Genomic DNA, 25,221 nt, shown 5'->3' on the forward strand with positions numbered 1-25,221 from the left:
CTCTCCCCCTCTCCCCCTCTCCCCCTCCGCATTCAGTCGCTAAATAACTCAGGCAGCCGATCGCGCAACTCAGCATTTAAACGCGGCAACTCATCCCGCATTTGCAAGTACCAATCTCGCCGCTGGCCGTAATGTCCGCACAACAAGCGGTTATCGCGCACCCATTCATAAGCATTCGCGGCTATTTCTTGGCGCATAGAAGTATCAGAAATCAGCGAATTTAGCTTGATTTCAAACTCTTTTTCATGTTTATAAATCAATCCGGTTTCACCTTCGACTATCGAATGTTCGTACACAGTTGGACTTGCCAAAACCGCAACTCCCCGCGCCGCACATTCAATGAATTTCAAATCTGATTTCATTTCGTTAACCGGGTTGGCAACGAGCGGCAGCAAAGCTATATCGCAACTGTACATTATTTCTTGATACCGTTCATAACTGCAAAATGATTCAAATTCTTTTTGCTGTATTTCCAAGGATTCAAAAAATCGGCGGTCGTGGATAACTTTAACTCGAATCCGGTGTTTGTGTGCAACTAAAACTCTATTCAGTGCTGCCATAATTGGCTGCCAATCATTTTCGCGATTGAGCGCACCAAAAAATATTGTGACGGTATGTTCTGCTGGATAGATTCGCGGCGGAGGTAGATAAGCTAGTTGATTGGGAAATACGGCAACATTATGATTGTAGTGTCGCAAAATTTTGGCTAGCGGTTCTGTTGTAGTTTGAACGCAGTGACAGCCGCGATAGCTGAGGTAATTATTGTCTGCGTATTCGCGACGGCGGATGGGATTGTCGTCAATTTCGGCTACTATTAAATAGTCTTGTTGTAGTAGTTCTTTCAGTTTGGGAATGTAGCCTGGATATTGCATGATTGTCCGCTGCCAGATGAAGACTTTTTCTTCTCCAGGTAACGGAGGAATTAATTCTGCTGCTTTTACTGCGGATACGGTGCGGACACCGGGAATTGTGGCGCTAAATTTGTCCGGTTCCAAAACTCGCACGCGATCGCACCCAGTAGGAGCCATAATAATGGTTTGGATCAGTAGTCTGCGGGGCGGTATGGTCGATTTGGTCGATCGCACGATATAATATTCAGCACCCGTTTCCGTAGCAAAATCGCTGGATTTGAGCTCTAAGGCCTTCACCATTGGATACAGCAATTGCTGGAATTGGGCAAAATTTTCCGTTTTGTGTCCCTGCCCTTGCAATTCGTACACCTGCAATCCGGCTTGAGCAAATAATGATTTAATACTTTCAAGGGTAAACCAGTGCTGCATCTTGCTGTCGGGATTTTCCCAATGTCCCCGCAACAGATTAACAATACGCCGCCAGTATTGAACGTTGGGAATTGTCGCGAAAACTTGCCCCTCCGGCTTCAGCAAAGCACTGTACTGCTGTAGTATCTCCCAGGGGTTTTTAAGATAGGGTAGCAAGTCGCCAAAAATCAAGCAATCGACGCTGCCGGGGGCGATGTCGAGACTTGCGATCGCAATTTCTTCAATATCGGCTACCGTCACCCAGTTTAGCCGATCGACTGCAATTTTAGCTTTTTCTCGATCGCATTCAATGCCAATATACTGACAATGGGGATTAATCAGCTTGTACTGTTCGCCCCTAGAACCCGTACCGCAGCCAATTTCGACAATGACTTTAGCATCCGGCGGTAGCAGCTTGAAGAGGTCGTGGTTGACGCGATCGATCACTTTCCCTAAAATTCCTGATTAGTTATCGTAAAATCAAACTGAACAAGCCATGCCGACCGACAACCAGCCGAAGGTTAGCATTTCGATGCCAGTATACAATGGCGATCGGCACATTTGTCAAGGACTAAATTTTCAGTGACCAACTCTTTCTCTTCCCTCTCTTCTCTAACTCTGGCTTCTCTGCGTCATCTACCGTTCATTTAAACCTTATTCACCAATCCTGCAAAGATTCTTCCTATATATTAGCAAATATTGAACAAAATGATAACTTCGTCTCAACCCTCTAAGCTGTTGCGGCATTTCAATCCTATGTCAAGAAATAATTAAACTCTTGTGGTGTGGGCTTCTAGCCCGCCCAGAATATGCAATTTTAATACGCAACAGCTTAACGCAATTGAGACGATCAATTAATTCAGCTTATTACTCAAAAACAAACACAACACTGCCCTAAATACATAAAAAACTATGAACTATAATCTAGGACTTAACATCGCCGGCTACATCAACGGCGAATTTGGCGTAGGAGAAGGAGTAAGAGCAAACATCAGAGCCGCAGAAGCCGCCGATATTCCCTTCGTCATCAACAATTTTACCCGCAGTCCCCACCGTAAAAAAGACACCACATATCAAAACTTTAGCCCAGACAATCCCCATCCAGTAAATTTAATTCAAGTCAACGCCGATGAAGTTGAAACATTTATCAAAGATAGAGGTTCCAGCTATTTTGAGCATAAATATAATATCGGCTTTTGGGCCTGGGAAATTTCCGCATTCCCCCCAAAATGGCAGCCAGCATTTAACCACTTTCACGAAATCTGGACTTACAGCAATTTTTGTGCCGAAGCAATTGCCCAAGTCTCGCCAATTCCCGTCATCAAAATCATGCCCAGTATTTCTTTACCTGCACCTTCCCTGAGCAGAGAAGCACTGAATTTACCTCAAAATAAATTTATTTTCCTGTTTGTATTCGACTTTTGCAGCCGCATTGAGCGCAAAAATCCTTTGGCGACAATCCAAGCATTTAAAGCAGCTTTTGGCGAAAATGACCGCGTATTATTGGTTCTCAAATCTTCCAACTCAGACAAAAATCTCCAAGATTTAGCATTATTAAATTCTGCCATAGCTAAGTCTTCAAATATCAAACATTTAGACGGGTATTTGTCTAAGAATAAAATTAACGGTTTGCTTGACAATTGCGATTGTTACGTATCTCTGCACCGCTGCGAAGGATTCGGCTTGACAATGGCTGAGGCGATGTTTTACGGCAAACCTGTAATTGCCACGGGTTATTCATCAAATACAGAATTTATGAATGTCGGTAATAGCTTTTTAGTTAAGTATAAATTAATTCCAATTGAGCAAGATTGCGGGCCTTATAAAAAAGGTAATGTTTGGGCTAACCCGGATGTCGAACACGCTGCTGAGTTAATGCGATATGTCTTCAATAATTACCAAGAAGCTCAACAAATTGGAGTGGTAGCTACTGCGGAAATTCAAACTTTACTCAATCCGAAATTTACAGGTAGTAAAATTAGAAAACGTCTCGAATATATTGCCGAGATTACCGATAATTTTCAAAACTTGCCTCTGTCAGGAACAGCCAAAGCAAAGTCTGCAAAAATTCAGGGTGACTTGTATAAACATTCCTTGTCATTGCGAGGAACGAAACAATCTCCTCCCCAAGCCGACTTGCAATCATCGCAGCCCAATATTAAATCAAAAGTTGAATTGCGAAGCTGGCAGCCTTTGGTGAGCATTTGCATTCCGACATACAACGGAGAAGCATTTATTGAAGAAACAATCAAAAGCGCGATCGCCCAAACGTACTCTAACATAGAACTGATTATATCCGACGACGGCTCCACAGACCGCACAATTGCGATCGCCCAAACCTTCCAATCCCAAACATCCGCCGACTTCAGCATCATCCTGCACCGCAACTACGGCTTATCACAAAACTGGAACTTCTGCATCAAGCAAGCCAAAGGTGAATACATCAAATTTCTGTTTCAAGACGACTTACTCGCACCAGAATGTATCGAAAAAATGGTCGCCGTCGCCCAACAAAACCCAGAAATTGGCATGGTTTTCTCCCCGCGCGCTATCACAATCGATGAAGATGAATCTCACCCAATTTTGCGAAGAGCTTCCAAATCAATCAAAGACTTGCATAAAAGTTGGTCAAATCTAAAATCAATTCAGCCTGGAAAAGAATTACTAGCAGATACTAACTGCTTGAACAACCCCATTAACAAAATTGGCGAACCGAGTACCGTCTTAATTGCCGCCAGAGTCTTTGCAGAAATAGGATTGTTTGATTCAGGATTATCTCAATATGTAGACTTAGATATGTGGTGGCGGATTATGGGGAATTATCACATCGGGTTTGTAGACGAAAAACTGTCGTCACTGCGGATTCATCCCGAACAACAAACTTGGAAAAACTTCGCTGCTGGGGAAAATCATAAAGATGTCGTCAGATTTTACAAGAAATTACTAAATAGTCCTGATTACAGTTTCCTGAATCAACAAATTAAACAGACAATCCGCCAAAAGTTAGCATCGAGAACCCAGCCTAATATATCTGACTTGTCAGCACTGGTTGAAAAGTACAAAAAATTGCCATCAAACCATTCTCTTCTGGCGCAAATGCGCCAACACCGCCAACAACTAGCTGAATATTGGCTGAATTATCCCATAGAAAAATTAGAAAATGCTTACTCGCAAGCAGCCGGGAAAGCTCATAAATTGCTACTAAATAGCCACCTCAAACATGAAATTTTAACCGAGTCGGAACAAAGTTTTGTCCAGCAGTTATGCTCGAAACTTGCTGAAGCAGGGGAAGTTGCCGATCAGATTCAATATTCTCTGGCAGCGATGCTGTACTGCGAGGCTTATCAGTTGCCGTTAGAGTATAAAAATTCAGCGATTCCCCAGTGGTTTTTTGATGATTTCCTGAAATTTCTATTTCAGTCTCCGACTTGTTTTCAACAAACGGGAGAGGTTGAAAAGTATTCTGAATATTTCGAGGATTTAATCGAGTATGTTGCTGCGAATATCGCCCGTTTTCCCGATGCAGAAGTTTGGTGTTATGTAGCGGCATTTATTGCCAAGAGTGTTAGCTTCAAATTTTTGTATTTGAACGATGCAAATTTGCTCAATGTATTGAACCAGCGAGCTGATATTCTGGAATTTCATTTAAAAAATATCGGATCTAAAATAGACTGGGATTTTGCTGATAGAAAACCTGAGCCAACTAAGATTAGAGTCGGCTTTTTGCTCGATAAAATTAGTGCTGAATTAGAGACTTTTGCTGCAATTCCAGCTTTTGAATATTTAGAAAGAGACAAATTTGAAGTTATCGTGTATTATTTCCAGGTAGAAGATGAGCGACTGGCGAAATATTGCGAAAGTTGCGCTGACCAACTGGTGCAATTGCCGGCAGATTTGCAAGAGCAAGTGCAAGAAGTTCGATCGCACGATTTAGATATTCTGCTAATTTGCACTAATATCGCCGACACATCTCAACCAACCGCGCTGCTGTGCTTGCACCGACTGGCGCGCGCGCAAATGGCTACCGCTGCATCAAATCCCGCCACCACCGCAGCCCGCAATATCGATTATTTGATTGTCGGAGATTTGACATTGCCCGCAGGCGCAGCAGCAGAGTATCGCGAACAATTAATTACTTTAGAAGGTTCGGGAGTTTGTTTCAGCTATCCTACTGTAGAGTTAGCACCTGCCACAGTTGAACCGACTCGCAGCAGTTGGGGAGCCACCGATGAATCTGTAGTGTTCATCTCCTGTGCTCGGGCTTGGACAATTATCCCAGAATTGCGAGAAACTTGGGCAAAAATTATTGCCGCCGTACCGAATTCTATTTTAGTTTTGTATCCCTTTCGCTCCCGCGCCGAAAACTATCCGACGGTGCCTTTTTATCACCAAATTCGATCGACTTTCGGGGAATTTGGGATTGACAAAAAGCAGTTAGTTGTGATACGGGCGCTACCAAATCGCGCAGATTGCATAAAATGTCTGGAATTGGCTGATATATACTTAGACTCCTATCCATACAGCGATGTCGGCTCCTTAGTAGAACCGCTGTTAGTGGGGTTGCCTGTAGTGGCAAGAAAAGGGCAAGAAACTCGCGATTCGCGCGTCGCAGCAGTCCTCGAAGAATTACAACTTCCGGAACTGGTAGCAAACAGCGAGAACTCTTATATAGAACTGAGTACAGCACTGGGAACCAATCCAGAACTGCGCCGGCGCTATCGGGATCGAGTCCAGCAAACAATGCTGGCAAATCCCAAAATTCTCGACAGCCGCGCTTACTCCCATCAGATAGGCCAACTATTTGAAAGGAACCCCGTCAGGATGCAAAGCGTCAAGAAATAGACAGCAATAGCGCTAGCTTTCTTGAGGCTCTGCTATCATCGGGGAATCGACGGGTTAGTGGTTGTCGCTCTTTTCCTGCCACACCTAAATTAAAAGGGGAAGCGCAAGTCAGTTGGAGATTAAAAAATGACAGGACTTTTTCAAATAGGCGATAAATTACTGCAAGCTCAGGATATGCCATCGCTCCTGAAGCGTTACCAGTTGATGCCCCAATTCTTACGGGGTGTAATCATCGACCAAGCGATCGCATCCTTTAGTTGCAGCGACGAAGAAGGCCACTCCGCCGTCGAGAACTTTCTGGCACAGCACCAACTGACAGCCCCTGAAGCCAAAGAAGCTTGGCTGCGCAGTCAAAATATGACGGAAGAAGAACTTCAAGAGATGGCCGTCAGGCCCTTGCTGATCGAAAAATTCAAGCAAGAGACTTGGAGACCTAAAGTAGATAATTATTTTTTAACCCGCAAAGCCAGCCTAGACCACGTAGTCTATTCCCTGGTGCGCACCAAAAACCCAGCACTGGCAAACGAACTTTACTTTCGCATCCTGGAAGGGGAACAAAGCTTTGCCGAAGTGGCACGCGACTTCTCGGAAGGCCCCGAATCCAAGTCTGGCGGCTTGTTGGGCCCAGTACCCCTGAGTCAGCCTCACCCAGCAATCAGTAAACTTTTATCAGTCAGCCAGCCAAATCAACTCTGGACGCCGCGTCCTCTGGCAGAATGGATGGTAATTATTCGACTAGAAAAGTTCATGCCAGCCCAGCTCGATGAATCGATGCGGCTGCACTTGATTAACGAACTCTTTGAAAGCTGGCTCGCCGAACAAATATCGCAAATAGGCCCGCTACAGCCCCTCTCTTCTGTGTCTTCAATATCATGACTTCTTCCGCTGTTTCCCTCTCCCAAATTCAGGATTTCTTAGCTCAAACACCTCCCTTTGACCGTCTCTCAGAGACGGCTCTCACGGCCTTGGTGGCTAAATGCCAGCTCCTTGGCTACCGGACGGGGCAACCCCTGTTTGAACGCGAAAAAATGCCGACTCAGGTGGCAATTATCTATCAAGGACAGGCCCGGCTGTTGGGCTTTGACCAGCGCTCGCAGCGCCACGTGAGTTTACGATTGGTGCAGTCAAAGGAAATTGTGGGCTGGGCTGGCTTGCTCAGGGGTGTTCCCTGCGAAACTGCGATCGCCTCTACGGATGTCGTCGCGATCGTCATACCTGCCGAAGATTTCTTGAGTGTACTGGAAAAACAGCCGACATTTGGAGAAGCTTTTCGCGATCACTGTTCCTTGAGCGAAGTATTTGAACTGTTGAGTCTGGAATTGCAGCGCCAAGCCGATGGTACTTCTAATCTCAAGGAACTGACTATGCACGCTTGGCAAGACGCGACAGTTGTCAACGTGCCAAGCGGTAACAAAAAAACTCAGGATCTCGCACAAGAGCTAGATGCCGATCGAATTTGGCTCGTCAGCAGCGGCGTTTTGGGCGAGTTTCCCACCGGCAGCCGCTTCTCTATGGAAAATGCAGCCAAATCGTTAAAAGTAGAAGGCCGCGCGGGCGCTCGCTTAATTGGCTTCCGCGAACCCCCAGAATCTCAACCAGACCCATCAAGCGTATTAGATGCCGAGACAGAGATAGCAGGCTTTGGCGAGAAGCCACCTGGTGGAAAATTGCTCGACATTACGATCGCCCCAGAGCGTCCCCCAGAACCCGGAGACAACCAACCAAAGGATGCGGCGAGATACCCAATTTTCCGGGGCAAAGGGCAGATTGACGCGCCCCTAGCTTGCTTCCAGATGTTGAGCAAGTATTTCGGCCTAAAATTTCGGCGAGATATTATCCGCAAAGTTCTCGAAAATCAGTTAAAAACTGCGGGTTCTATCAGTATCCAAGCCTGCGGTGCGATCGCCCAAAGCATCGGCCTAACGCCCCAATTGGCGCAAGTTCCCGCAGAAGCCATCAACCGCATCAAAGCCCCGGTAATGATTAAATGGGAAAATAGCTTTGCCATTATTTACAGCATTACCGAGCAAGAATTGGTGATAGCGACAGCCGAAAAAGGGCTGATGCGGAAGCGAGTACCTCAGTTTAAAGAAATCTGGGGAGAATCAGGAGAAGTCCTGCTACTGCAAGCTCCGCAAGTCGAACAAAAAGAGCAGTTCAGCTTCTGGTGGTTTGTGCCGGCGCTGATGGAACACAAGACAGTGTTTTTTGAGGTATTGCTCGCCTCATTTTTCGTGCAGCTATTCGGTCTGGCAAACCCATTAATCAGCCAAGTAATTATTGATAAAGTATTAGGTCAGCGCAGCATTGACACCCTGGATATTTTGGGGGCGTTTTTGTTAGGTGTTGCCCTGTTTGAAGGACTGCTAAACGGTTTGCGTACCTTCTTGTTTATAGACACCTCAAACCGCATCGACGTTAAATTGAGTGCAGAGGTAATCGACCACTTGCTCCGGCTGCCCCAGAATTACTTTGATAATCGGCGCGTCGGAGACATGGTTTATAAATTCAGCATGATGGGCCAGATTCGGGAATTCATGACGAGTACAGCTTTGACAGTTGTTCTCGATGCAGTATTCTCTGTGGTTTACGTCGCCGTCATGCTCTCCTACAGCGTGAAGCTAACCTTTGTATCTTTGGCAGTGGTACCGATACTGGCGCTGATGATTATTCTGATCAATCCGCTGGTGCTGCGCCTGATCAAACAGAGAAATATGCGTTTTGCTGACTCTCAATCTTATCTAGTGGAAGTAGTCAGCGGGATTCAAACTGTTAAGGCTCAAAATATTGAATTGAAATCCCGTTGGGAGTGGTCGAGCCGCTACGCTAAATACATTACAGCTAGTTTTAAAACAATTATCACAGGGACTACGGCAGGTACCATTAGCAGCTTTTTAAACCAGGTGGGTAACTTGGCTCAGTTGTGGGTGGGAGCTTATTTGGTACTGAGCAATGACATTACTTTGGGTCAGTTGATTGCTTTCCGAATTATTTCCGGGAACGTGACTGGTTCGCTGCTGCGTTTTGTGAGCGTGTGGCAGAGTTTCCAAGAGGTCTCGATGTCGATCGATATGCTCAAGGATATCGTCGATACGCCGACGGAAACCAGCGATGAAGACCGCAACAATATTCCGTTGCCCGCAATTCAAGGGCAGGTGACATATGAGGAGGTTTCCTTCCGATTCCTGGAGAGCGGAGCTCTACAATTGGCGAATGTGAATTTGGATTTTCCCGCTGGCAGTTTTGTGGGAATTGTGGGGGGAAGCGGTTCCGGTAAAAGTACGGCGATGAAGCTGTTGCAGCGTCTTTATGCCCCGCTTTCGGGACGAATTTTTATTGACGGTTACGACATTGCTAAGGTGGAGTTATATTCGCTCCGCAGCCAACTTGGGGTAGTGCTGCAAGATACTTTACTGTTTAACTGCTCGGTACAAGAAAACATTGCTCTAAGTAATCCTGATGCGAGTACGGATGAGATTGTGCGAGCTGCGAAACTAGCAGTGGCTCACGATTTTATTATGGGTTTGCCCGCTGGCTACAATACGATCGTGGGAGAACGGGGTGCGTCGCTTTCTGGGGGTCAAAGGCAGCGTTTGGCGATCGCCCGGACGATTTTGCAAAACCCGAAACTGCTAATCTTGGACGAAGCTACAAGCGCCCTGGACTACCATTCCGAACGCCAGGTTTGCAATAACTTAGCAGAATCTTTCGCCGGTCGCACGGTGTTTTTCATTACTCACCGCCTGACTACAATTCAAAACGCCGACATAATTATTATGATGGATCAAGGCTCTGTAGTCGAGCAGGGAAGTCATAAAGAATTAATGGCTCTTAAAGGACGTTATTATTGCCTCTTCCAACAACAAGAGTCATCGAATACTTGATATCTCAAAACACACAACTGATCGCTAACAATTAGTAATTGAGAAGTAACATATGGCTATGAAATCGATCACACTTTCTGAGCAACCAATTATTCTCGAAAAACCAGCGATTTGGTCGCACTTGTTTTTGTGGATGATTATGCTGATGACCACTTCTGCGGTGGTTTGGGCTTATTTTGCTAGCGTAGAGCAAGCTGTCCCCGCTGTCGGCCAATTGGAACTCAAAGATGGTGCTAGAGACATCCAAGCACCTGCTACGGGCGCTGTGGTGAGACTTCACGTTGAAAATGGCGATCGGGTAGAAAAAAACCAGCCTCTGCTTACTTTCAACCCCCTCGCACCCGGTGCCGATTTAACGTCGATCCAGAAAACTAAAGAAGCGCTGGAAAAGGAAAATAAATTTTACGAAGATGTTGTAAGCGGCAAAGTTCAAGGCCCTATTCCTTCTAACCTAGAATCTACCATCAAGGACAGACAGAGCCTGGTTGCACAAAATCAAGTGCTGCAAGCTCTGATTGACGAGCTTTACCTCAACAGGGGATCGAGCGGAAATTTTGATGCCGCTCAGCAAGGACTGTATGTTAATTATCGATCGGAATTTCTGTCTCGCGTAGCCGCAGCCCAAGGTCAAGTTCAGGAGTTGGACAAACAACTCAAGCAAGCTGAGAATGCTGAAAAAGCCGCCGGCGATCAAATGACGGTAGCACAGCAACAATTTGGTTTTGCTCAGAACCAATTAAATTATTCTCAGCAGCAGTTAGCTTCTTCACAAGAGCAAGTCAAATCAGCCCTGGCTCAGAGAGATTTGGCTGACGAACAATTAGTGAAATCCCAACAAGTATTGAAGTCGAATCAAGGCATTTTGGGCAGACTCGGCCCGCTGGTGGAGCAAGGAGCCATCGCTGAACTGCAAAAAGAAAAACAGGAACAAGATGTTTTCAGAGGCCAAAGCGACGTTCTGAAACAGCAAGATCAAATCAAGCAGCGCGAAGGAGAAATCAACGCCCGCAAAGGCGAAATCAACACCCGCCGAGGTGAGATCAATACGCGCCGAGGCGAAATTAATGCGCGTCAAGGTGACATCCAAAAAATAACCGCTGAAGTACAGCGCCAGCAAGGAGAGCAAGCGCGCATTCAGGAGTCGATCGCCCGCGCCCAAGAACAGTTAAAAAACACCAAGGATGCCTGGGCCAGAGAACTGTACACCAAAATTGCTGACAACGAAAAACAAATTGCCAGCAGCGATTCTCAACTCAGCCGCTTCAAAGTGGAAAACCTGAAAAAGTTGTCCGAGGTAAATGCTCAGTTAGAAAAGGCCCAACAAAACCGCGATACTCAAATTCTGAAGTCTCCTGTATCTGGGGTAATCTTTGATTTGAAACCTTCTAAGAAGGAGAATGCGAAGTTGGATATAGCGAAAGATCCGATTTGCCAATCCATCATTAACTCAGTCGTGAAGCCTGGGGAGCCACGCCCAACACGCTGTGAAGAAGCTTATTATGAAGCGCAGCAAACTGAGAAGCTGCTCAAGGTTTTGGACGACGAAAACGGTCTGGAAGCAGTTGTTTACCTGGAAAACAGCAATGTGGCTCTGGTATTGGATGCTTTGAGACAAAAGCGCGAGAAATTGGAGCCGTATCACGGAAAACAATTAGACGGAGAAAAGATTGACTGCGAAAAAGGTAAAAGCTGCGTTTGTCCTGAGAAGGAAGTTAATAGAGAGAAATTGGGTTTGACAAAATACCAATGCGTGCCTGTTGATGTAAATGTTGAAGCTTTCCCGGCGATGGAGTTTGGTACTGCTGAGGGTGAAGTGAAAGAGATTAGCAAGGATGCTGAGCCTCCTACGGAACTGCGGAAATACTACGCTTTCAAAACCAAAATTAAGCTCAAGACTCAAAAGTTTGTGTTGAACAAGGACAAGCCAAATCAACAAGAAGTTAACTTGCAGTCGGGAATGGCCGTAAGCTCTAATATCAATATCGGCAAGCGGACTGTTTTGCAGATGTTTATCAACCGATTTACTGGCAAACTGGATACGTTCAAGACTGTTAAGTAATGATTTAGGGGTAGCTAGAAACCGGGTTTTTCACCCAGATATGCGCCCCCAACCGTCAATTTCAGTAAGAACCCGGTTTCTTGAGTCTCAGAGTAGGGAGCAGCAGAAACCGGGTTTTTCACCCAGATACGCGCCCCCAACCGTCAATTTCAGTAAGAACCCGGTTTCTTGAGTTTTAGAGTACCGAGTATTTAAGCCGGTTTGAGATAAAATGGTGATGGCAATTGGTGCGATCGCACTTCCATGAAAAAATATATTTTATTCACCTTCTATCTAATTCCTCTTCTCCTGTTAATCGGATTTGTAGCCAATTTTAGCGTTAACGTTCCCATTGACGACGAGTGGAGATTAGCCAGCCTATTTGAAAAAATAGCACAGGGAAATGTAAATTTCCAAGATTTTTGGGCTTTGCACAGCAATCACCGTATAGTGTTTCCGAAAATCATTATTGCAGTGCTGGTTTTTGCCTCCCAATGGAATATTAATTATCAGTTGTGTCTCAGCATAGGTTTGGCGCTGATAACTTTTATCGCTATGTACAAGTTATCCTCGATGCAGGTTAAGAATGTTGGGGATGATTTGTGGCATTTAGCTAATATTTTAACTTGTATTTTGGTATTTTCCCTAGTTCAGCATGAAAACTGGCTTTGGGGATTTCAATTAGCGTGGTTTTTTGTAAATTTGTGTTTTGTTGCGGCGGTTTATGCGCTGGTTTTAACTCACAAATTATTGCCTACTATTAGAATTTCTATTGCTGCTATATTCTGCTTTATTGCTAGTTTTTCCCTGGCTCAAGGCTTGCTGTCTTGGTTGGCGATGATTCCGGCGGTGGTGGCTGTGGAGGGAAATCGAGTACATAAAAAAAGAAGATTGATCGCATGGATGTTACTGTTTGTGGCAACTTGTGCTATTTACTCAATTGATTATCATCCGAGCCGGAAAACAAGTATTATTTCATTGTTGAGTAAGCCGCTGGTGGTGATTGATTACTTTTTAAGTTTGTTGGGTTCGCCAATTGTTAGATTACCTGTATTTGCTGCATTTGTGGGATTGGTAATATTTGCAAGTTTTGTATTTTTTGTATGGCATTTTGGGCAGAAGATTCTATCAATTGATTTGGGATGGGGTGGGGACGGGCAAGATGCCCATTCCACAAGTCCTTTGGGATGGGGTGGGGACGGGCAAGATGCCCATCCCACAAGTCCTTTGGGATGGGGATATCAGGCTTTACCTTGGCTATCAATAGGTTTGTTTTCGGTTTTGTCGGCTCTGTTTATTACGGCTGGTAGGGCGGAATTTGGTGCGATTCAGGCGATCGAATCTTCGAGATATACGACTAATTCGATTTTACTGTTAATTGCTTTGGTTCAGCTAGGACAGTTGTTTGTCCGAGAAACAACTGTCGCATTAAAACGCAACTATAATTTTTTTTATAGGGGATTTGCAGGGCTATTAATTGGTATAATTATTGTTAACTCCCAGCAGGCGATCGCCCAAACTCGCTCGGCACTTCTTTATAAGCAAGGTGCTCAAGATTGTTTGCAATTGATTAACTATCTGGAACCGTCGGAGTTTTTCAAGAATTCGCCGGAAAGCTGTTTGAGAGTGCTGAGCAAAAAAACTTGGCTGGTGAGAGATGGCGCTGCAATTATCGATCGCATAGGTTGGAGAAAATTCGCAAAAAATGTAGAGTTTATTTCTAATTCCGAGAAAGTTTACGGCTATTTAGACAAACCTAAAACTAGCCAAAAATCTTTCAAGGCTGCTGGTTGGGCTGTTTTCCCGCAGAATAAAAAACAGCCGAATATCGTACTGCTATCTGTCGGTGACAAACAATCTTTTTTTGCTAACGCTTATGTGAATTTGGACAGCCCGGATATTGCTAAGATTTTGAAATCGCAGTTGTACAATAATGCGAGGTGGGCGGTTGATGTGTCGGGTGCTGATTGGGCGATCGCCCAAACCGATATCAAAGCTTGGGTGTATAATCCTGTTGACAACCAGTTTGTCCAGTTGCGCGGAGGATGAAAAGTGAAAATTTCGGTGATTATACCAGCCCACAATGAGGAGGGCTGTTTGTATGCTACTGTGCGGGCGATCGCCCAGACGCTCGATTTAGAAGAGATTCCGCACGAAATTTTGATTGTAAATGACAATAGCACTGATAAAACAGTTGACATTTGCCAGGAATTGTCAGAGACTTTCCCCACAGTTAGATACATCAACAATCAACCTCCCAACGGTTTCGGATTTGCCGTGCGCCGAGGATTGGCAGAATTTGAAGGCGATGCTGTAGCAATTGTGATGGCGGATGCTTCCGATGATCCCGTAGATTTGGTAGCAGGATACCGAAAATTGCAAGAAGGATATGACTGCGTTTTCGGATCCCGATTTATCAAAGGCGGCTTTGTCGTTGATTATCCAATTCACAAGTTAGCAATTAACCGCTTAGCAAACTGGTTTGTCAAAAGTATTTTCGGCTTGCGCTACAACGACGTTACCAATGCTTTTAAACTCTACCGCCGAGAAGTGATTGAAGGCGTGCAGCCGATTTTGAGCCATCATTTTAATTTGACTGTGGAACTGCCTTTAAAAGCAATTATCCGGGGTTTTTCCTATGCGGTGATTCCTCTGAGGTGGTACAATCGGACTGCTGGTATTTCTAAGCTGAAAATCAAAGAGATGGGCAGCCGATATTTATTTATTGTCTTGTATGTCTGGCTGGAAAAACATCTCTCTCGCGGCGATTATCACCGAACTAGAAAGATGAATGAGTTAAAATTAGATTTGTTGCAAAAGTCAAGGACTGAAGTGCTGACTGCGAAGGAATGATGACTAATGATTTTGGCAGCGCCGCCATTGATACTTTGATGGCGATACTACTGCGTACCAAAATCGGGACTGCAACTTAGGTAATGGGCGCAACCTGCGGAATGGTTACGAAAAAATGGTCAAATGGCTCAAAAGTGCGATCGCGCGGTAAAATTTAAATTAGGAGGCTATGGGGAAATTTGGTTGAAAAAAAAAATACTAAATTGGGAGGATTAAGTCATGGTTTTTACAGCCCAAGAAATGGCAAGATTGATGCCAGATGCCAGTCAACTTGAAAGTGATGAGCCAGAAATGGAAAGTTCCCTACATTATATTCAATTAGCATTATTAGTTGCCTGTTTGGAATGGCAATGGCGCGGACGCAATGACTTTTTTGTTGGAGCAAATCTGACGGTTTACTACAGCCAGCAACAATTGAAAAATCGGGATTTTCGCGGCCCTGATTTTTTTCTGATCGCCGACACCGAAAAACGTCCGCGTCGTTCCTGGGTAGTTTGGGAAGAAGAGGGGAGATATCCCGATCTAATTATCGAATTGCTATCTAGTTCTACCGCCAGAGTCGATCGCAACGAAAAAAAGATATTATATCAAAATCGGTTTAGAACGCCCGAATACTTTTGGTTCGATCCTGAAGATTTGGAATTTGCTGGTTTTCGTCTAATTGGTCAAGAATATCAAGCTATTCTTGCCAATGAATTTGGTAGATTGTGGAGTGAGGTACTAGAATTATATCTGGGAATTTACGATGGGAAATTGCGTTATTTTACCCCAGATGGTCAGTTAGTTGCTACGCCAGAGGAAGCTGCACTGCAAGCACAGCAACAAGCTGCACAGGCCCAAGAACAAGCTGCACAAGCCCACGAGCGGGCCGATAGATTAGCGAATCAGTTGCGGGCTTTGGGAATTGAACCAGAATAGTTGTCAAAATTCATTGACAAGATGATTCAGTTTTAATGCGAGGCATACCTCAACACAATGTTTCAATAATTTAACAGCAGTAATTAATCCTCTAAGAAAGTTGAGTTAATGCCTGAAAGAATTTTAATTGTTGGTGGTGCGGGTTTTATCGGCAGTTGTTTGGCAATTGGGCTAAAGAAACTGCACCCGGAATGGCAAATAATTTGTTTGGATAACCTGCGCCGCCGGGGTTCAGAATTGAATATTCCGAGGCTGAAAAGTTGCGGGATTCAGTTTGTTTACGGGGATATTCGCACGGCGGCAGACTTAGATCCAGTTGCACTCAATCCTGATTGCATTATCGATTGCGCTGCGGAACCTTCGGTATTGGCTGGTTTTAGTTCGCCTCAGTACGTTTTGCAGACGAATTTACTGGGTACTGTGAATGTTTTGGAGTTGGCGAGACAGACTGGTGCGAGTTTGCTGTTTTTGTCTACGAGTCGAGTTTATCCGATCGCCAGCGTGAAATCTGTTAAGCTGTTGGAGTTGGATGATAGATTTGCGATCGCCCCTGAGCAAACATTACCCGGTATATCCGAGTTGGGCATATCAGAAGACTTCCCATTAAAAGGACATCGTTCGCTTTACGGAGCAACTAAATTAGCTTCCGAATTACTGATTGAGGAATACAGAGAAGCATACAACGTCCCTGCAATTATTAACCGATGTGGCTTAATTACCGGTGCTTGGCAAATGGGTAAAGTAGATCAGGGAGTTTACGGTTTGTGGGTGGCGGCGCACTATTTTGAAAAGTCGCTGAGTTATATCGGTTTTGGCGGCAGCGGGAAGCAAGTTAGGGATTTGCTGCACGTTGAAGATTTGCTGAGGTTAGTTAATTATCAGTTAGAACATTTTGCTGAATTTGACGGCGAAGTTTTCAACGTCGGTGGCGGTTTTAAAAACAGTCTTTCTTTGGTTGAAGCAACTGATTTGTGCCGCAAGATTGCGGGTAAATCGATTGCAATTAATCCGGTTTTGGAGGAACGGGCGGGGGATATTCCGATTTTTATTACCGATTCTTCTAGGGTGATGGAGAAAACTGGATGGCAGCCTAGGATTGGGCCGGAGGCGGCTTTGCAGGATATTTATGATTGGATTGCGGCTAATGAGGTGATTTTAAGTTCGATTTTGTAGGGATTTTTTGCACCGCAGATATTTGGTGAAATTTGGTAATAAAACCATTTATTCTGCGGTAGGGAAACGGTACGTGTCCTGCTTCATCCCTTCGGGTGTAACGCCATTATCGGCAGTGTTAATTATTGCCGTTGAGGTCGAGGTTTTGGATGATGGGAATTTCTGAAGGTGAAGAGGCTATTATTCGCAGGTTAATATCAACTATTATTTGATTTTTGCCGATAATTATCACGAAAAATATACGTTTTGGCGTTGAGTTTTTGCTCCTATTCCCGGTTTCTGACTATTGTGCAACATATCAGATATAAACGAAATTTTCTATCGCTTTGTCGATCGCAATTTTTGCGTCAAATTCCAGCAGCCATTACGATGCTGAAAAACATAAGCCCCCGGTTGTCCATAGGTTTTGACTAAATCTTCTGACTCCGTACCAGTGATATTTCCAGTGTACTTGTATTGAGCCTTGATATAATCCACTCGAAACCTGTCTTTAGAGACGCGCCTCAAATCAATTTTTAGCCTGGTATAAGGACTATTATCGACACTAGAAGGGACAAGGATAACCCAACGATAATCCCGCAAGCTAATACTAAATTCATCGTCTTGGCGGCGCATCACTTCCAGCAGTTGGCTGGGATTTTCATAATTTCGCACTTCAATGCGATTTGCTGTGTAAGTCGATCGCATATCCGTCCCTTGACGGTCTTTTCCCCTCACAAAATTCTCAAAAAACTGTTTGTATTCATCAGGCGCACAGTATGCAGGTACGGCTGCTTGACGCGGTATATTGCCTTTGGTTTCGGATTGGGCGATGTTTTGTTTTTGTGTTGGGATACTTTGGGCTACGGAGGGGGAAATTGCACTATGAATTGGGATTAGTGCTGTGAATATTAACGGTATCAGCTTGCGATAATTCATTGATTTTTGAATTGATGATGGACTTACAGATCAAGGTCAAAGAAACCGGGTTTTTAACAGATATTAAAGAAAATTGGATTGGGTAGTGAGTCGAGAATTGCGTTACCGAAGCCCTCGCAGAGGATCGCACGTTCTTCAGTCCGCGAAGGCGGACTTCGTTGGTGTAGGGGCGGTTTCAACCGCCGACTCTTATAACTTATAACTTCGACGCCTTAACAAACATTTGCCCGCCCAAAAACCGCCACAAAAAAGGCAATTTTAAGTAAATCTTTAACAGCAACGGCGAAGCCGGCCGCCCTTTCGTTGAAAACGGTAAAAATCTCGGTATCATTTCCTCAACTTTAAACCCCACAGTTTGTAAAAGCTCTTGCAGCGATAAGTGCGTAATCGGTAATTGATGGTCGATAAAATCGTAGTATTCCTTGTAAGAGTATTTAAAATTAGGCTGAATTACCAAAAGAGAACCGCTAGGCTTCAGCGCGTCAAAGCAAAACGAGATAATTTCTACAAGTTCCTCTTTGTTGCGGAGGTGTTCAAAAAAGTTTGAGATAAAAATGCGATCGAACTGTTCGCTAAAAAAAGTACGATCTTCTAAGTTAAGCACATCAATATTCAGCACTTTGACATCAGCCTCAGCAAATAATTTGGAATCAGGATTTAGGTCAATTAAACATTTTTCTTGAGCCCGAATTTGATTGATAAACTCGCAATAACCGCCGCCAATATCTAAAACCGCCGACTTGGGAGGAACATAATTTTGCAAAAAATCGTCAATCAAAACTTTCCAGAGTGCCACCTTGGCTTGCATTTGTCGGGAATCAAAGCGGTTGGCGTACAACTTTTTGAGATATGTGTCAGTTTTCATAGTAAGATACCATAGACTGAGTATGAGTTTATCACTGTCACAGCTAACTATGAATGTTATATCTACCGAAATACCGGAAGTTCTGATAATTGAGCCGAAAATTTTCGGAGACGATCGCGGTTTCTTTTTCGAGAGTTTCAATCACCAAGCTTTTGTCGAAAAAACAGGCGTGACGGCAGAATTCGTTCAAGACAATCATTCCAAGTCTTCTAAAAATGTGCTGCGCGGTTTGCATTACCAAATGCAGCAGCCTCAAGGTAAATTGCTGCGGGTTGTGGCGGGCGAAATATATGATGTGGCGGTCGATATTAGAAAAAATTCGCCGACTTTCGGACAGTGGGTGGGCTGTTTGATTAGTGCTGAAAATAAGCGGCAATTTTGGGTGCCTGTGGGTTTTGCTCACGGTTTTTTAGTAGTATCAGACATTGCTGAGGTTTTGTACAAAACTACAGATTACTATGCACCGGGACACGAACGGTGTATTGTATGGAATGACCCAGATTTGGCGATCGCCTGGCCGCTAGATGGTGCCGAACCAATTTTATCAGCTAAAGACAAAGCCGGACAAACCTTGAAAAGAGCTCAAGTGTTTTAACAATGAAAATTTTACTCGCAGGCGGCAGCGGACAGCTAGCTCAAGAATTACAGCCTATCTTATTATCTGTGGGAGAGGTTATTGCAGTCGATCGCACTCGCGTCGAGTTATCCCAACCCGAAACCATCCGTCAAGCAATGGCTGACATTCAACCAGATTTAGTCGTGAATGCCGGCGCTTACACTGCGGTAGACAAAGCCGAAAGCGAACCAGAATTAGCACTCGCAGTCAACGGCATTGCACCCGGAATCTTTGCAGAAGAATGCGAGAAATTGGGAGCAAGTTTGATTCACTTTTCCACTGATTATGTATTTGACGGCAGCAGCGGTTCTGCTTATCTCGAAACAGATTCTACGAATCCCCTGGGAATTTACGGCAAGTCAAAATTAGCGGGTGAGGAAGCAATTCGGCAAGCGGGAAGCAGACATATTATTATTAGAACCGCGTGGGTTTACGGTAACGGCGGCAAAGGTAATTTTGTCAAAACCATGCTGAGGTTGGGAAAGGAAAGAGAAGAAATTAGAGTAGTAGCAGATCAGATTGGCAGTCCAACTTGGACGGCAGATTTGGCTGCTGCGACTTCCCAAATTATCCCGAATCTAGGGTCGGAAATTTTTGGAACTTACCACTATACTAACAGCGGTGTTTGTAGTTGGTACGATTTTGCGATCGCCATTTTTGAAGAAGCAGAAAAACTGGGTTTTCCCCTCAAAATTAAGCGCGTAATTCCTATCACTACCGCCGAATATCCGACACCCGCAAAACGTCCCGCTTTTTCAGTTCTTTCTACAGTGAAAATATCAGCACTTCTGGGCGCGCATCCTCCCCACTGGCGGCAAGGGCTCAGACAAATGCTGGCAAGAGAAATGAAGTAAGTAAGTAAAAAATTGAAAAAGCGAGGCGAGGGCGGGTTTTGTTCAGAAATTATCTGTTATATGCAAGGTTTCTCGGCTAAACCCGCCCCTAGGAATAAAAATTATTTGTGTTTACTAATTCATGAAACTTCAAGAAAAATCTATTTTAATTGCCGCATCAGTGCTCGGCATTCTCATACCAGCTTCATATATTTTGTACTTGATATCGCAAGCCGGAGACTTGTCTAATTTTGATTATTGGTGGATGACATGGAATTTTTATTCAGTAGATGGTTTTTCAACAAATCCTTTTAATTGGATATTTCGGGCAAACGAGCATTTTGTCTTCATTCCGGCAATTATCTATGCCTTGAATATCGCTGTCACTCAAGGTTCAAATATTGGCTTGTGCTTAGTTGCCTGGTTTTTGGCTTTGATTCAATGCCACATATTAATTGCTTTGCTGCCATTAAAATTGAGGCGCGATCCTCTGCAATTTATCTTAATTGTCCTTAGCATTTCTATTTTTAGCTTTACTCCGGCGGCGGCTCACAATTGGATGCGGGGATTCAGCGGTGTTCACTGGATAATTGCTAATTTATTTGTGATTTGTTCGATATTTTGTTTGCAATTTTATGCGAAATTTTTGTCAGATAAAAAAGAGGCGGAACTCTTAAATATTCATTCCCAGGCAGAGCCTAAAAACGAGGGATGGAAACCAAATAACTGGGTAATTGGTAGTATTGTGTTTGGGATTTTAGGCTGTGTTAGTTACAGCACTCCTTTGGGTTTGTGGCCGATATTGTGTGGCGCTGCGATTGTGCTGCGGTTTCCTCGGCGGGTAACTTATTTGTATTTTACTGCTTCGATTGCAGTAATTGGTATTTATTTTTTAACTTATAAAACACCATCAAATCACCCTTCTTTAACTAAAGTTAACCCACTCAAAGCTCTCGAATATATTCCGATTTATCTCGGTGGAATTTTTAGCGAAAATATTATCATTGCGTCAATTATTGGTATAATTGGTTTGATTGCTGTAATGGGTTTGGTCTGTTATTGGCTATTTATAAAAAAAATAGATCGCCTAAATTGGCTGCCTTGGCTGTCAATCCAATTGTACGCGCTGCAAACGGCGTTAATGGCCGCAGTTAGTCGATCGGGATTTGGCATCGAACAGGCCACCGCTTCCCGCTACGCCACACTCCCAGCCTTGTTTTGGATGAGTACAATTGTTCTCACAGTGCTTGCTGTACGTGAGTTTCAGCCGACACCGAGAATTCAAGGACGTTGGCTGACACCACTGTTTGCAGTCGCCACAGTCGCCGTGATTTTAATGTACGGGATGGGTGGCGAAACTGCAATGGCGATCGCCCGCAGAGCAACCTATCAACCATTAGTAGCACTGTCACTGCAATTAGGCATCACCGACATAACATTAATTAAAGACAAAGTAGGCAACAAACCGGCGGCCTTTGTCGGATTAATCGATGCTTTAAAAACTAACAACTTAGTACCATTCAATCGAAACATCAAAAAAAACAATTTTTGTGCAGCATTAGACACACAAATTAATCCCAATTTACTCTCAGCACCAAAAGACGGAGTACCCGGATATTTTGATACAGTAACTACCCTCGCACCAGCCGCCTCCAGAGTAATTGGCTGGGTGGGAGACCCCGAAAATAATGTCAAATGTATTGCCATTCTTAACCAAGAAAATGTCGTTCGAGGTTTCGCAATGTCAGGATTTCCGCGTCCAGACTTAGTGAAATTGTTTGGCCCAGCCTATCAATTAGCAGCTTGGAAAGGATACGTTCAAACATCACCAACAGATACATTATTGACAGCCTATGCCTCATTTAAAAACCGTCAAGGCTGGGTAGCTTTGCGAAACTCCCAAGTTATCAATCCAAACTAAAAAACCTCCCTGTATTCTCCTCTGTGCCCTCTGCGGTTAATAAAAAAAATATCATTAACAACACCAATGAAATAGAATAGCCCCATGCCAAAAAATCTCAGTTTCGTAATTCCCGTTCACAACGAAGAAGCAACGCTCAAAATGTTGTTTGAAAGAATCCAAATTGTCATGTCCCAAACCGGAAATGACAGTTACGAAGTTATTTTTATAGACGACGGTAGCCGCGATGCTTCTTGGCAAGAAATTGCAGAATTAGCCAGCCAACATCCTAAACTCATTAAAGCCATAAAAATGCGCCGCAACTTTGGCAAATCCGCCGCACTTTCAGCCGGATTTCGCAATGCAGCAGGGAGAATTATCTTTACTCTTGATGCCGATTTGCAGGACGACCCAGCCGAAATTCCCAAATTTTTAGATAGTTTAGAATTGGGATTCGATTTAGTTTCTGGTTGGCGCAAACAGCGGAACGACCCGCTTTCTAAAACCTTACCTTCCAAGCTATTTAATGCCGTTGCGTGTTTGATGACTGGAGTAAAAATGCACGACATGAATTGCGGTTTTAAAGCTTATCGCCGGGAAGTTTTGCAGTCGATTAAATTGTACGGAGAATTGCACCGCTACATTCCCGCTTTAGCAAACAATTTGGGTTTTAAAATTGGTGAAGTAGTCGTCGAACACCATCCACGAAAATATGGAAAATCTAATTATGGTTGGGAACGTTATGCGCGGGGTTTTATTGATTTGTTGACGGTGTTAGCCACAACGCACTATTTGCACAAACCGGGTCATTTGTTTGGGGGATTGGGATTGTCTTTTGGCTTGGTGGGCACTATTTCGCTTGGTTATTTGATTGTTATTTGGTTTCTCAATTTGGCGGGGATGAGTTTTGGGCCTATCGGTAATCGACCTTTGTTATTTTTTGGAATTTTGTGTACAATTCTGTCGGTACAATTGATTTCTTTAGGGATTTTGGCTGAGTTGATTGCGCGGAATGTGGCTGCTGATTATGTGGACAAGCAGATTTGTGAAATTATTGATGATTCGGGTTTTGATGTTTAACCGCAGATGTCGGGGAGATAAACACAGATAAACGCAGATGTGTCTATGGTAGGGGCGGGTTCACCAACAATATTTGCCAATAATTGACAATCTCAAAAACCCGCCCTGTCTGTCGGCTACCTGATTTTAAAGATAATCCATTTACCTTGTCTATCTACTATTTCTCCGTCAATATTTGGATGCCAATCGCTGCGAGTCAGGATATAATCGGCATGATAGTTTATGGCTACTTTGACTAAATCCGCACTGTTACGGCGGATGAATAAGTCATTTCCTCCCCAAATCATTTGTGGGTTTAAGGGAACTCCTAAAACAGCTTCCATGCGATTTTTCCACTGTTTAATGCCTTTGTCGGTAAAAGGAAAGTTTTTGAAGTTGACGACAATTGCTCTTTGGGATAAAAACTGGAAATTGGTAACTGATGGTGGAATTAATACGAGTGCGTCGCGGCTGCTAACTTGCGAAAATCGCACAGCTAATCTGCTTAAATCGTCCGTGGGAACGGCATTGATATTAATTCTTGTTTGAAATACATTTAATATGGGTTTGGGTAGAATTCCGGCTACTCCTAAAACTAAAATTGCAGTAGTTAGCAATGCTAAAATATGAGTTATAGTCTGTTTTATAGATGTAGTCAATGATGTTTTTTCTAGGATGAATGGAAAAGTAAGGATTGAGAAAAAGACTGGGAGGGTGATTATTCGATCGCCTATTATTTCCGATGAATCAGTCAGCGGATATGTTAAGCTAAATACAAACGTTCCTGCTGCCAAAATCCACAACAATATATTGTATCTTTTGGGGAGTATGTAGTTTTTATTTTGCCAAACTGCGAATCCTAAGAAAATGACACCTCGAAAAGGCAAAGTCATTACAGAGAGTACCAGCAAGCTAACAGGTGCTTGTTTTTGTGGGTCAACTTCATCTAACGTCAAAGCAACAGCAATAAATATAATTATTTGAGCAAAAGGTACTGTTCTAGCTAGTTGTAGTTTGGCAATAAAAGCCTGGGGGTAAACTTCGACAAATATGTAATTTAGGAATAGTGCAAAGATTGAGGTTCCGAGAATTACGTAAAAATTTATTTTGTCTTCTTTTGGGAGTAAATTTGTTTTTTTGATGCAAAGCAAGCCGCCAAGAATAAAACAGATAAAGTTGAACCAATTCCCGACAGCCCAATTTGACGGGAGGATGTGGTGGGGATTGCGGACTTGGGCGTGAATGAAGACAAACTCGGCATTGTCGATAGTGTGAGTGCTGGTAGTACCTGTCAATAACATCGGTACGTATACTATACTTGCCATTGTGCCTAAAAGCGCGATCGCCCAAATCAACGTTTTAATCTTCCGCCGTCTTACAGATTCAATCACTAAAACGGGAACCATCATCAATCCCGGTAGCAAACCCACTAAGAATTGCAGCAGACAAGCTAGTCCAAAAAAGAAATATCCTCTCAACCATTTTTGACGCAAACTAAAGTAAATTCCCCAGATTGCGAAACCCATCGCGAAGGTACTCGGTACTGATTTAGTGGAAAATATCAGCGTATTGCCAACATCTGTAAATGAAGCGGCTATACATAAAAAAGCCATAGCTGCTGCGGGAAGTTGGGAATTAGTATAAATCTTGATAATTGCGTAGCAAGCTAGGATAAATGAACCGAAGGCTAGGAATTGATAAATAAAATGTGCTAGGGGAATGCTTGTTCCTAAGTTTGCTAACAAATAGATGATATAATAATAGTAGTATCGGGGATTAAACTTAACCATTTCCTGAACGTAATAATCGTTTTTGTACAGTTCAGGATTTAGCATAAATTCAATTGGTGGCACTTCGGGAAAATTGCCACCAATGGGGAAAATATAGCCAGTTGCCATCAGGGAACCGATGATGACAAAAGTATAGAGAGATAGATTAAAATACTTGTTAGATTTTTGATATTTCTGCATTATACCTCGATCGCTCATTCCCAAATCATCCTAAAATATATCTGCGTTCATCTGTGTTTATCCGCCTGCAATCTGCGGTTTTCGTATTAATTC

16 protein-coding genes are annotated in these 25,221 nt (G+C 43.7%); 12 read left to right on the forward strand and 4 right to left on the reverse strand.

The features are described from left to right. Positions 1 to 32: 32 nt before the first annotated feature. Positions 33 to 1,706, reverse strand: coding sequence for a methyltransferase domain-containing protein (locus K4039_RS14080; RefSeq protein ID WP_265235812.1), 1,674 nt, complete (start codon positions 1,704 to 1,706; stop codon positions 33 to 35). A gap of 465 nt (positions 1,707 to 2,171) precedes the next feature. Between K4039_RS14080 and K4039_RS14085 the strand changes: the two genes are divergently transcribed. The 8 genes from K4039_RS14085 to K4039_RS14120 all read left to right on the forward strand — a co-directional run bounded on the left by K4039_RS14085 (position 2,172) and on the right by K4039_RS14120 (position 16,967). Continuing rightward, positions 2,172 to 6,101 carry a glycosyltransferase gene (locus tag K4039_RS14085; protein WP_265235813.1) on the forward strand — a complete coding sequence of 1,310 codons (3,930 nt, stop codon included), beginning with the start codon at positions 2,172 to 2,174 and terminating at the stop codon, positions 6,099 to 6,101. Positions 6,102 to 6,227: 126 nt separating this feature from the next. Then, on the forward strand, positions 6,228 to 6,977 hold the full coding sequence (locus K4039_RS14090; RefSeq protein ID WP_265235814.1) for a peptidylprolyl isomerase: 750 nt from the start codon (positions 6,228 to 6,230) through the stop codon (positions 6,975 to 6,977). Then, positions 6,974 to 9,985, forward strand: a complete 3,012-nt coding sequence (locus K4039_RS14095) for a peptidase domain-containing ABC transporter (RefSeq protein WP_265235815.1) — start codon at positions 6,974 to 6,976, stop codon at positions 9,983 to 9,985. Before K4039_RS14090 ends, K4039_RS14095 begins: the two co-directional genes overlap by 4 nt. A 52-nt stretch (positions 9,986 to 10,037) precedes the next feature. Then, entirely contained in the window at positions 10,038 to 12,044 is a 2,007-nt protein-coding gene (locus tag K4039_RS14100; protein WP_375339806.1) for a chromosome partitioning protein ParA, read from the forward strand. 243 nt (positions 12,045 to 12,287) lie between these two features. Next, entirely contained in the window at positions 12,288 to 14,072 is a 1,785-nt protein-coding gene (locus K4039_RS14105) for a hypothetical protein (protein ID WP_265235817.1), read from the forward strand. A 3-nt stretch (positions 14,073 to 14,075) separates the two neighbouring features. Beyond that, positions 14,076 to 14,876 carry a glycosyltransferase family 2 protein gene (locus K4039_RS14110; RefSeq protein WP_265235818.1) on the forward strand — a complete coding sequence of 267 codons (801 nt, stop codon included), beginning with the start codon at positions 14,076 to 14,078 and terminating at the stop codon, positions 14,874 to 14,876. Positions 14,877 to 15,095: 219 nt separating this feature from the next. Then, positions 15,096 to 15,794, forward strand: a complete 699-nt coding sequence (locus K4039_RS14115; protein WP_265235819.1) for a Uma2 family endonuclease — start codon at positions 15,096 to 15,098, stop codon at positions 15,792 to 15,794. A 108-nt stretch (positions 15,795 to 15,902) separates the two neighbouring features. Continuing rightward, positions 15,903 to 16,967 carry an NAD-dependent epimerase/dehydratase family protein gene (locus tag K4039_RS14120; RefSeq protein WP_265235820.1) on the forward strand — a complete coding sequence of 355 codons (1,065 nt, stop codon included), beginning with the start codon at positions 15,903 to 15,905 and terminating at the stop codon, positions 16,965 to 16,967. A gap of 318 nt (positions 16,968 to 17,285) precedes the next feature. Here the strand turns inward: K4039_RS14120 and K4039_RS14125 are convergent, their stop codons facing one another. Both K4039_RS14125 and K4039_RS14130 read right to left on the reverse strand, forming a co-directional pair. Continuing rightward, entirely contained in the window at positions 17,286 to 17,885 is a 600-nt protein-coding gene (locus tag K4039_RS14125; RefSeq protein ID WP_265235821.1) for a hypothetical protein, read from the reverse strand. Between the two features lie 196 nt (positions 17,886 to 18,081). Continuing rightward, positions 18,082 to 18,750 (reverse strand): bifunctional 2-polyprenyl-6-hydroxyphenol methylase/3-demethylubiquinol 3-O-methyltransferase UbiG, encoded by a 669-nt coding sequence (locus K4039_RS14130; protein ID WP_265235822.1) that lies wholly within the window; start codon positions 18,748 to 18,750, stop codon positions 18,082 to 18,084. Positions 18,751 to 18,799: 49 nt separating this feature from the next. Here K4039_RS14130 and rfbC point away from each other — a divergent pair, with 49 nt between their 5' ends. The 4 genes from rfbC (at position 18,800) to K4039_RS14150 (ending at position 23,179) form a co-directional block, all read left to right on the forward strand. Then, positions 18,800 to 19,345: a dTDP-4-dehydrorhamnose 3,5-epimerase gene (gene rfbC / locus K4039_RS14135; protein WP_265235823.1), complete on the forward strand. Its 546-nt coding sequence runs from the start codon at positions 18,800 to 18,802 to the stop codon at positions 19,343 to 19,345. A 2-nt stretch (positions 19,346 to 19,347) separates the two neighbouring features. After that, a complete protein-coding gene (rfbD, locus tag K4039_RS14140) occupies positions 19,348 to 20,220 on the forward strand; it encodes a dTDP-4-dehydrorhamnose reductase (protein WP_265235824.1) in 873 nt (290 codons plus the stop codon). A 121-nt stretch (positions 20,221 to 20,341) separates the two neighbouring features. Further along, on the forward strand, positions 20,342 to 22,120 hold the full coding sequence (locus K4039_RS14145; RefSeq protein ID WP_265235825.1) for a hypothetical protein: 1,779 nt from the start codon (positions 20,342 to 20,344) through the stop codon (positions 22,118 to 22,120). Positions 22,121 to 22,204: 84 nt separating this feature from the next. After that, entirely contained in the window at positions 22,205 to 23,179 is a 975-nt protein-coding gene (locus K4039_RS14150) for a glycosyltransferase family 2 protein (protein ID WP_265235826.1), read from the forward strand. 116 nt (positions 23,180 to 23,295) lie between these two features. On the opposite strand, the gene K4039_RS14155 is transcribed toward K4039_RS14150, so the two are convergent. Then, positions 23,296 to 25,128 (reverse strand): DUF6798 domain-containing protein, encoded by a 1,833-nt coding sequence (locus K4039_RS14155; RefSeq protein ID WP_265235827.1) that lies wholly within the window; start codon positions 25,126 to 25,128, stop codon positions 23,296 to 23,298. Positions 25,129 to 25,221: the final 93 nt, after the last annotated feature.

It is taken from the genome of Lyngbya sp. CCAP 1446/10, from assembly GCF_026130175.1.
Lineage (GTDB): Bacteria > Cyanobacteriota > Cyanobacteriia > Cyanobacteriales > Microcoleaceae > Microcoleus.

Bases quoted from the DNA above. Each gene is read 5' to 3' on its own strand.
- K4039_RS14120 (WP_265235820.1), top strand. From the start codon at position 15,903: ATGCCTGAAAGAATTTTAATTGTTGGTGGTGCGGGTTTTATCGGCAGT.
- K4039_RS14105 (WP_265235817.1), top strand. From the start codon at position 12,288: ATGAAAAAATATATTTTATTCACCTTCTATCTAATTCCTCTTCTCCTG.
- rfbC (WP_265235823.1), top strand. From the start codon at position 18,800: ATGAATGTTATATCTACCGAAATACCGGAAGTTCTGATAATTGAGCCG.
- K4039_RS14145 (WP_265235825.1), top strand. From the start codon at position 20,342: ATGAAACTTCAAGAAAAATCTATTTTAATTGCCGCATCAGTGCTCGGC.
- K4039_RS14085 (WP_265235813.1), top strand. From the start codon at position 2,172: ATGAACTATAATCTAGGACTTAACATCGCCGGCTACATCAACGGCGAA.
- K4039_RS14100 (WP_375339806.1), top strand. From the start codon at position 10,038: ATGGCTATGAAATCGATCACACTTTCTGAGCAACCAATTATTCTCGAA.
- K4039_RS14150 (WP_265235826.1), top strand. From the start codon at position 22,205: ATGCCAAAAAATCTCAGTTTCGTAATTCCCGTTCACAACGAAGAAGCA.
- K4039_RS14155 (WP_265235827.1), bottom strand. From the start codon at position 25,128: ATGCAGAAATATCAAAAATCTAACAAGTATTTTAATCTATCTCTCTAT.
- K4039_RS14095 (WP_265235815.1), top strand. From the start codon at position 6,974: ATGACTTCTTCCGCTGTTTCCCTCTCCCAAATTCAGGATTTCTTAGCT.
- rfbD (WP_265235824.1), top strand. From the start codon at position 19,348: ATGAAAATTTTACTCGCAGGCGGCAGCGGACAGCTAGCTCAAGAATTA.
- K4039_RS14115 (WP_265235819.1), top strand. From the start codon at position 15,096: ATGGTTTTTACAGCCCAAGAAATGGCAAGATTGATGCCAGATGCCAGT.
- K4039_RS14090 (WP_265235814.1), top strand. From the start codon at position 6,228: ATGACAGGACTTTTTCAAATAGGCGATAAATTACTGCAAGCTCAGGAT.
- K4039_RS14130 (WP_265235822.1), bottom strand. From the start codon at position 18,750: ATGAAAACTGACACATATCTCAAAAAGTTGTACGCCAACCGCTTTGAT.
- K4039_RS14125 (WP_265235821.1), bottom strand. From the start codon at position 17,885: ATGAATTATCGCAAGCTGATACCGTTAATATTCACAGCACTAATCCCA.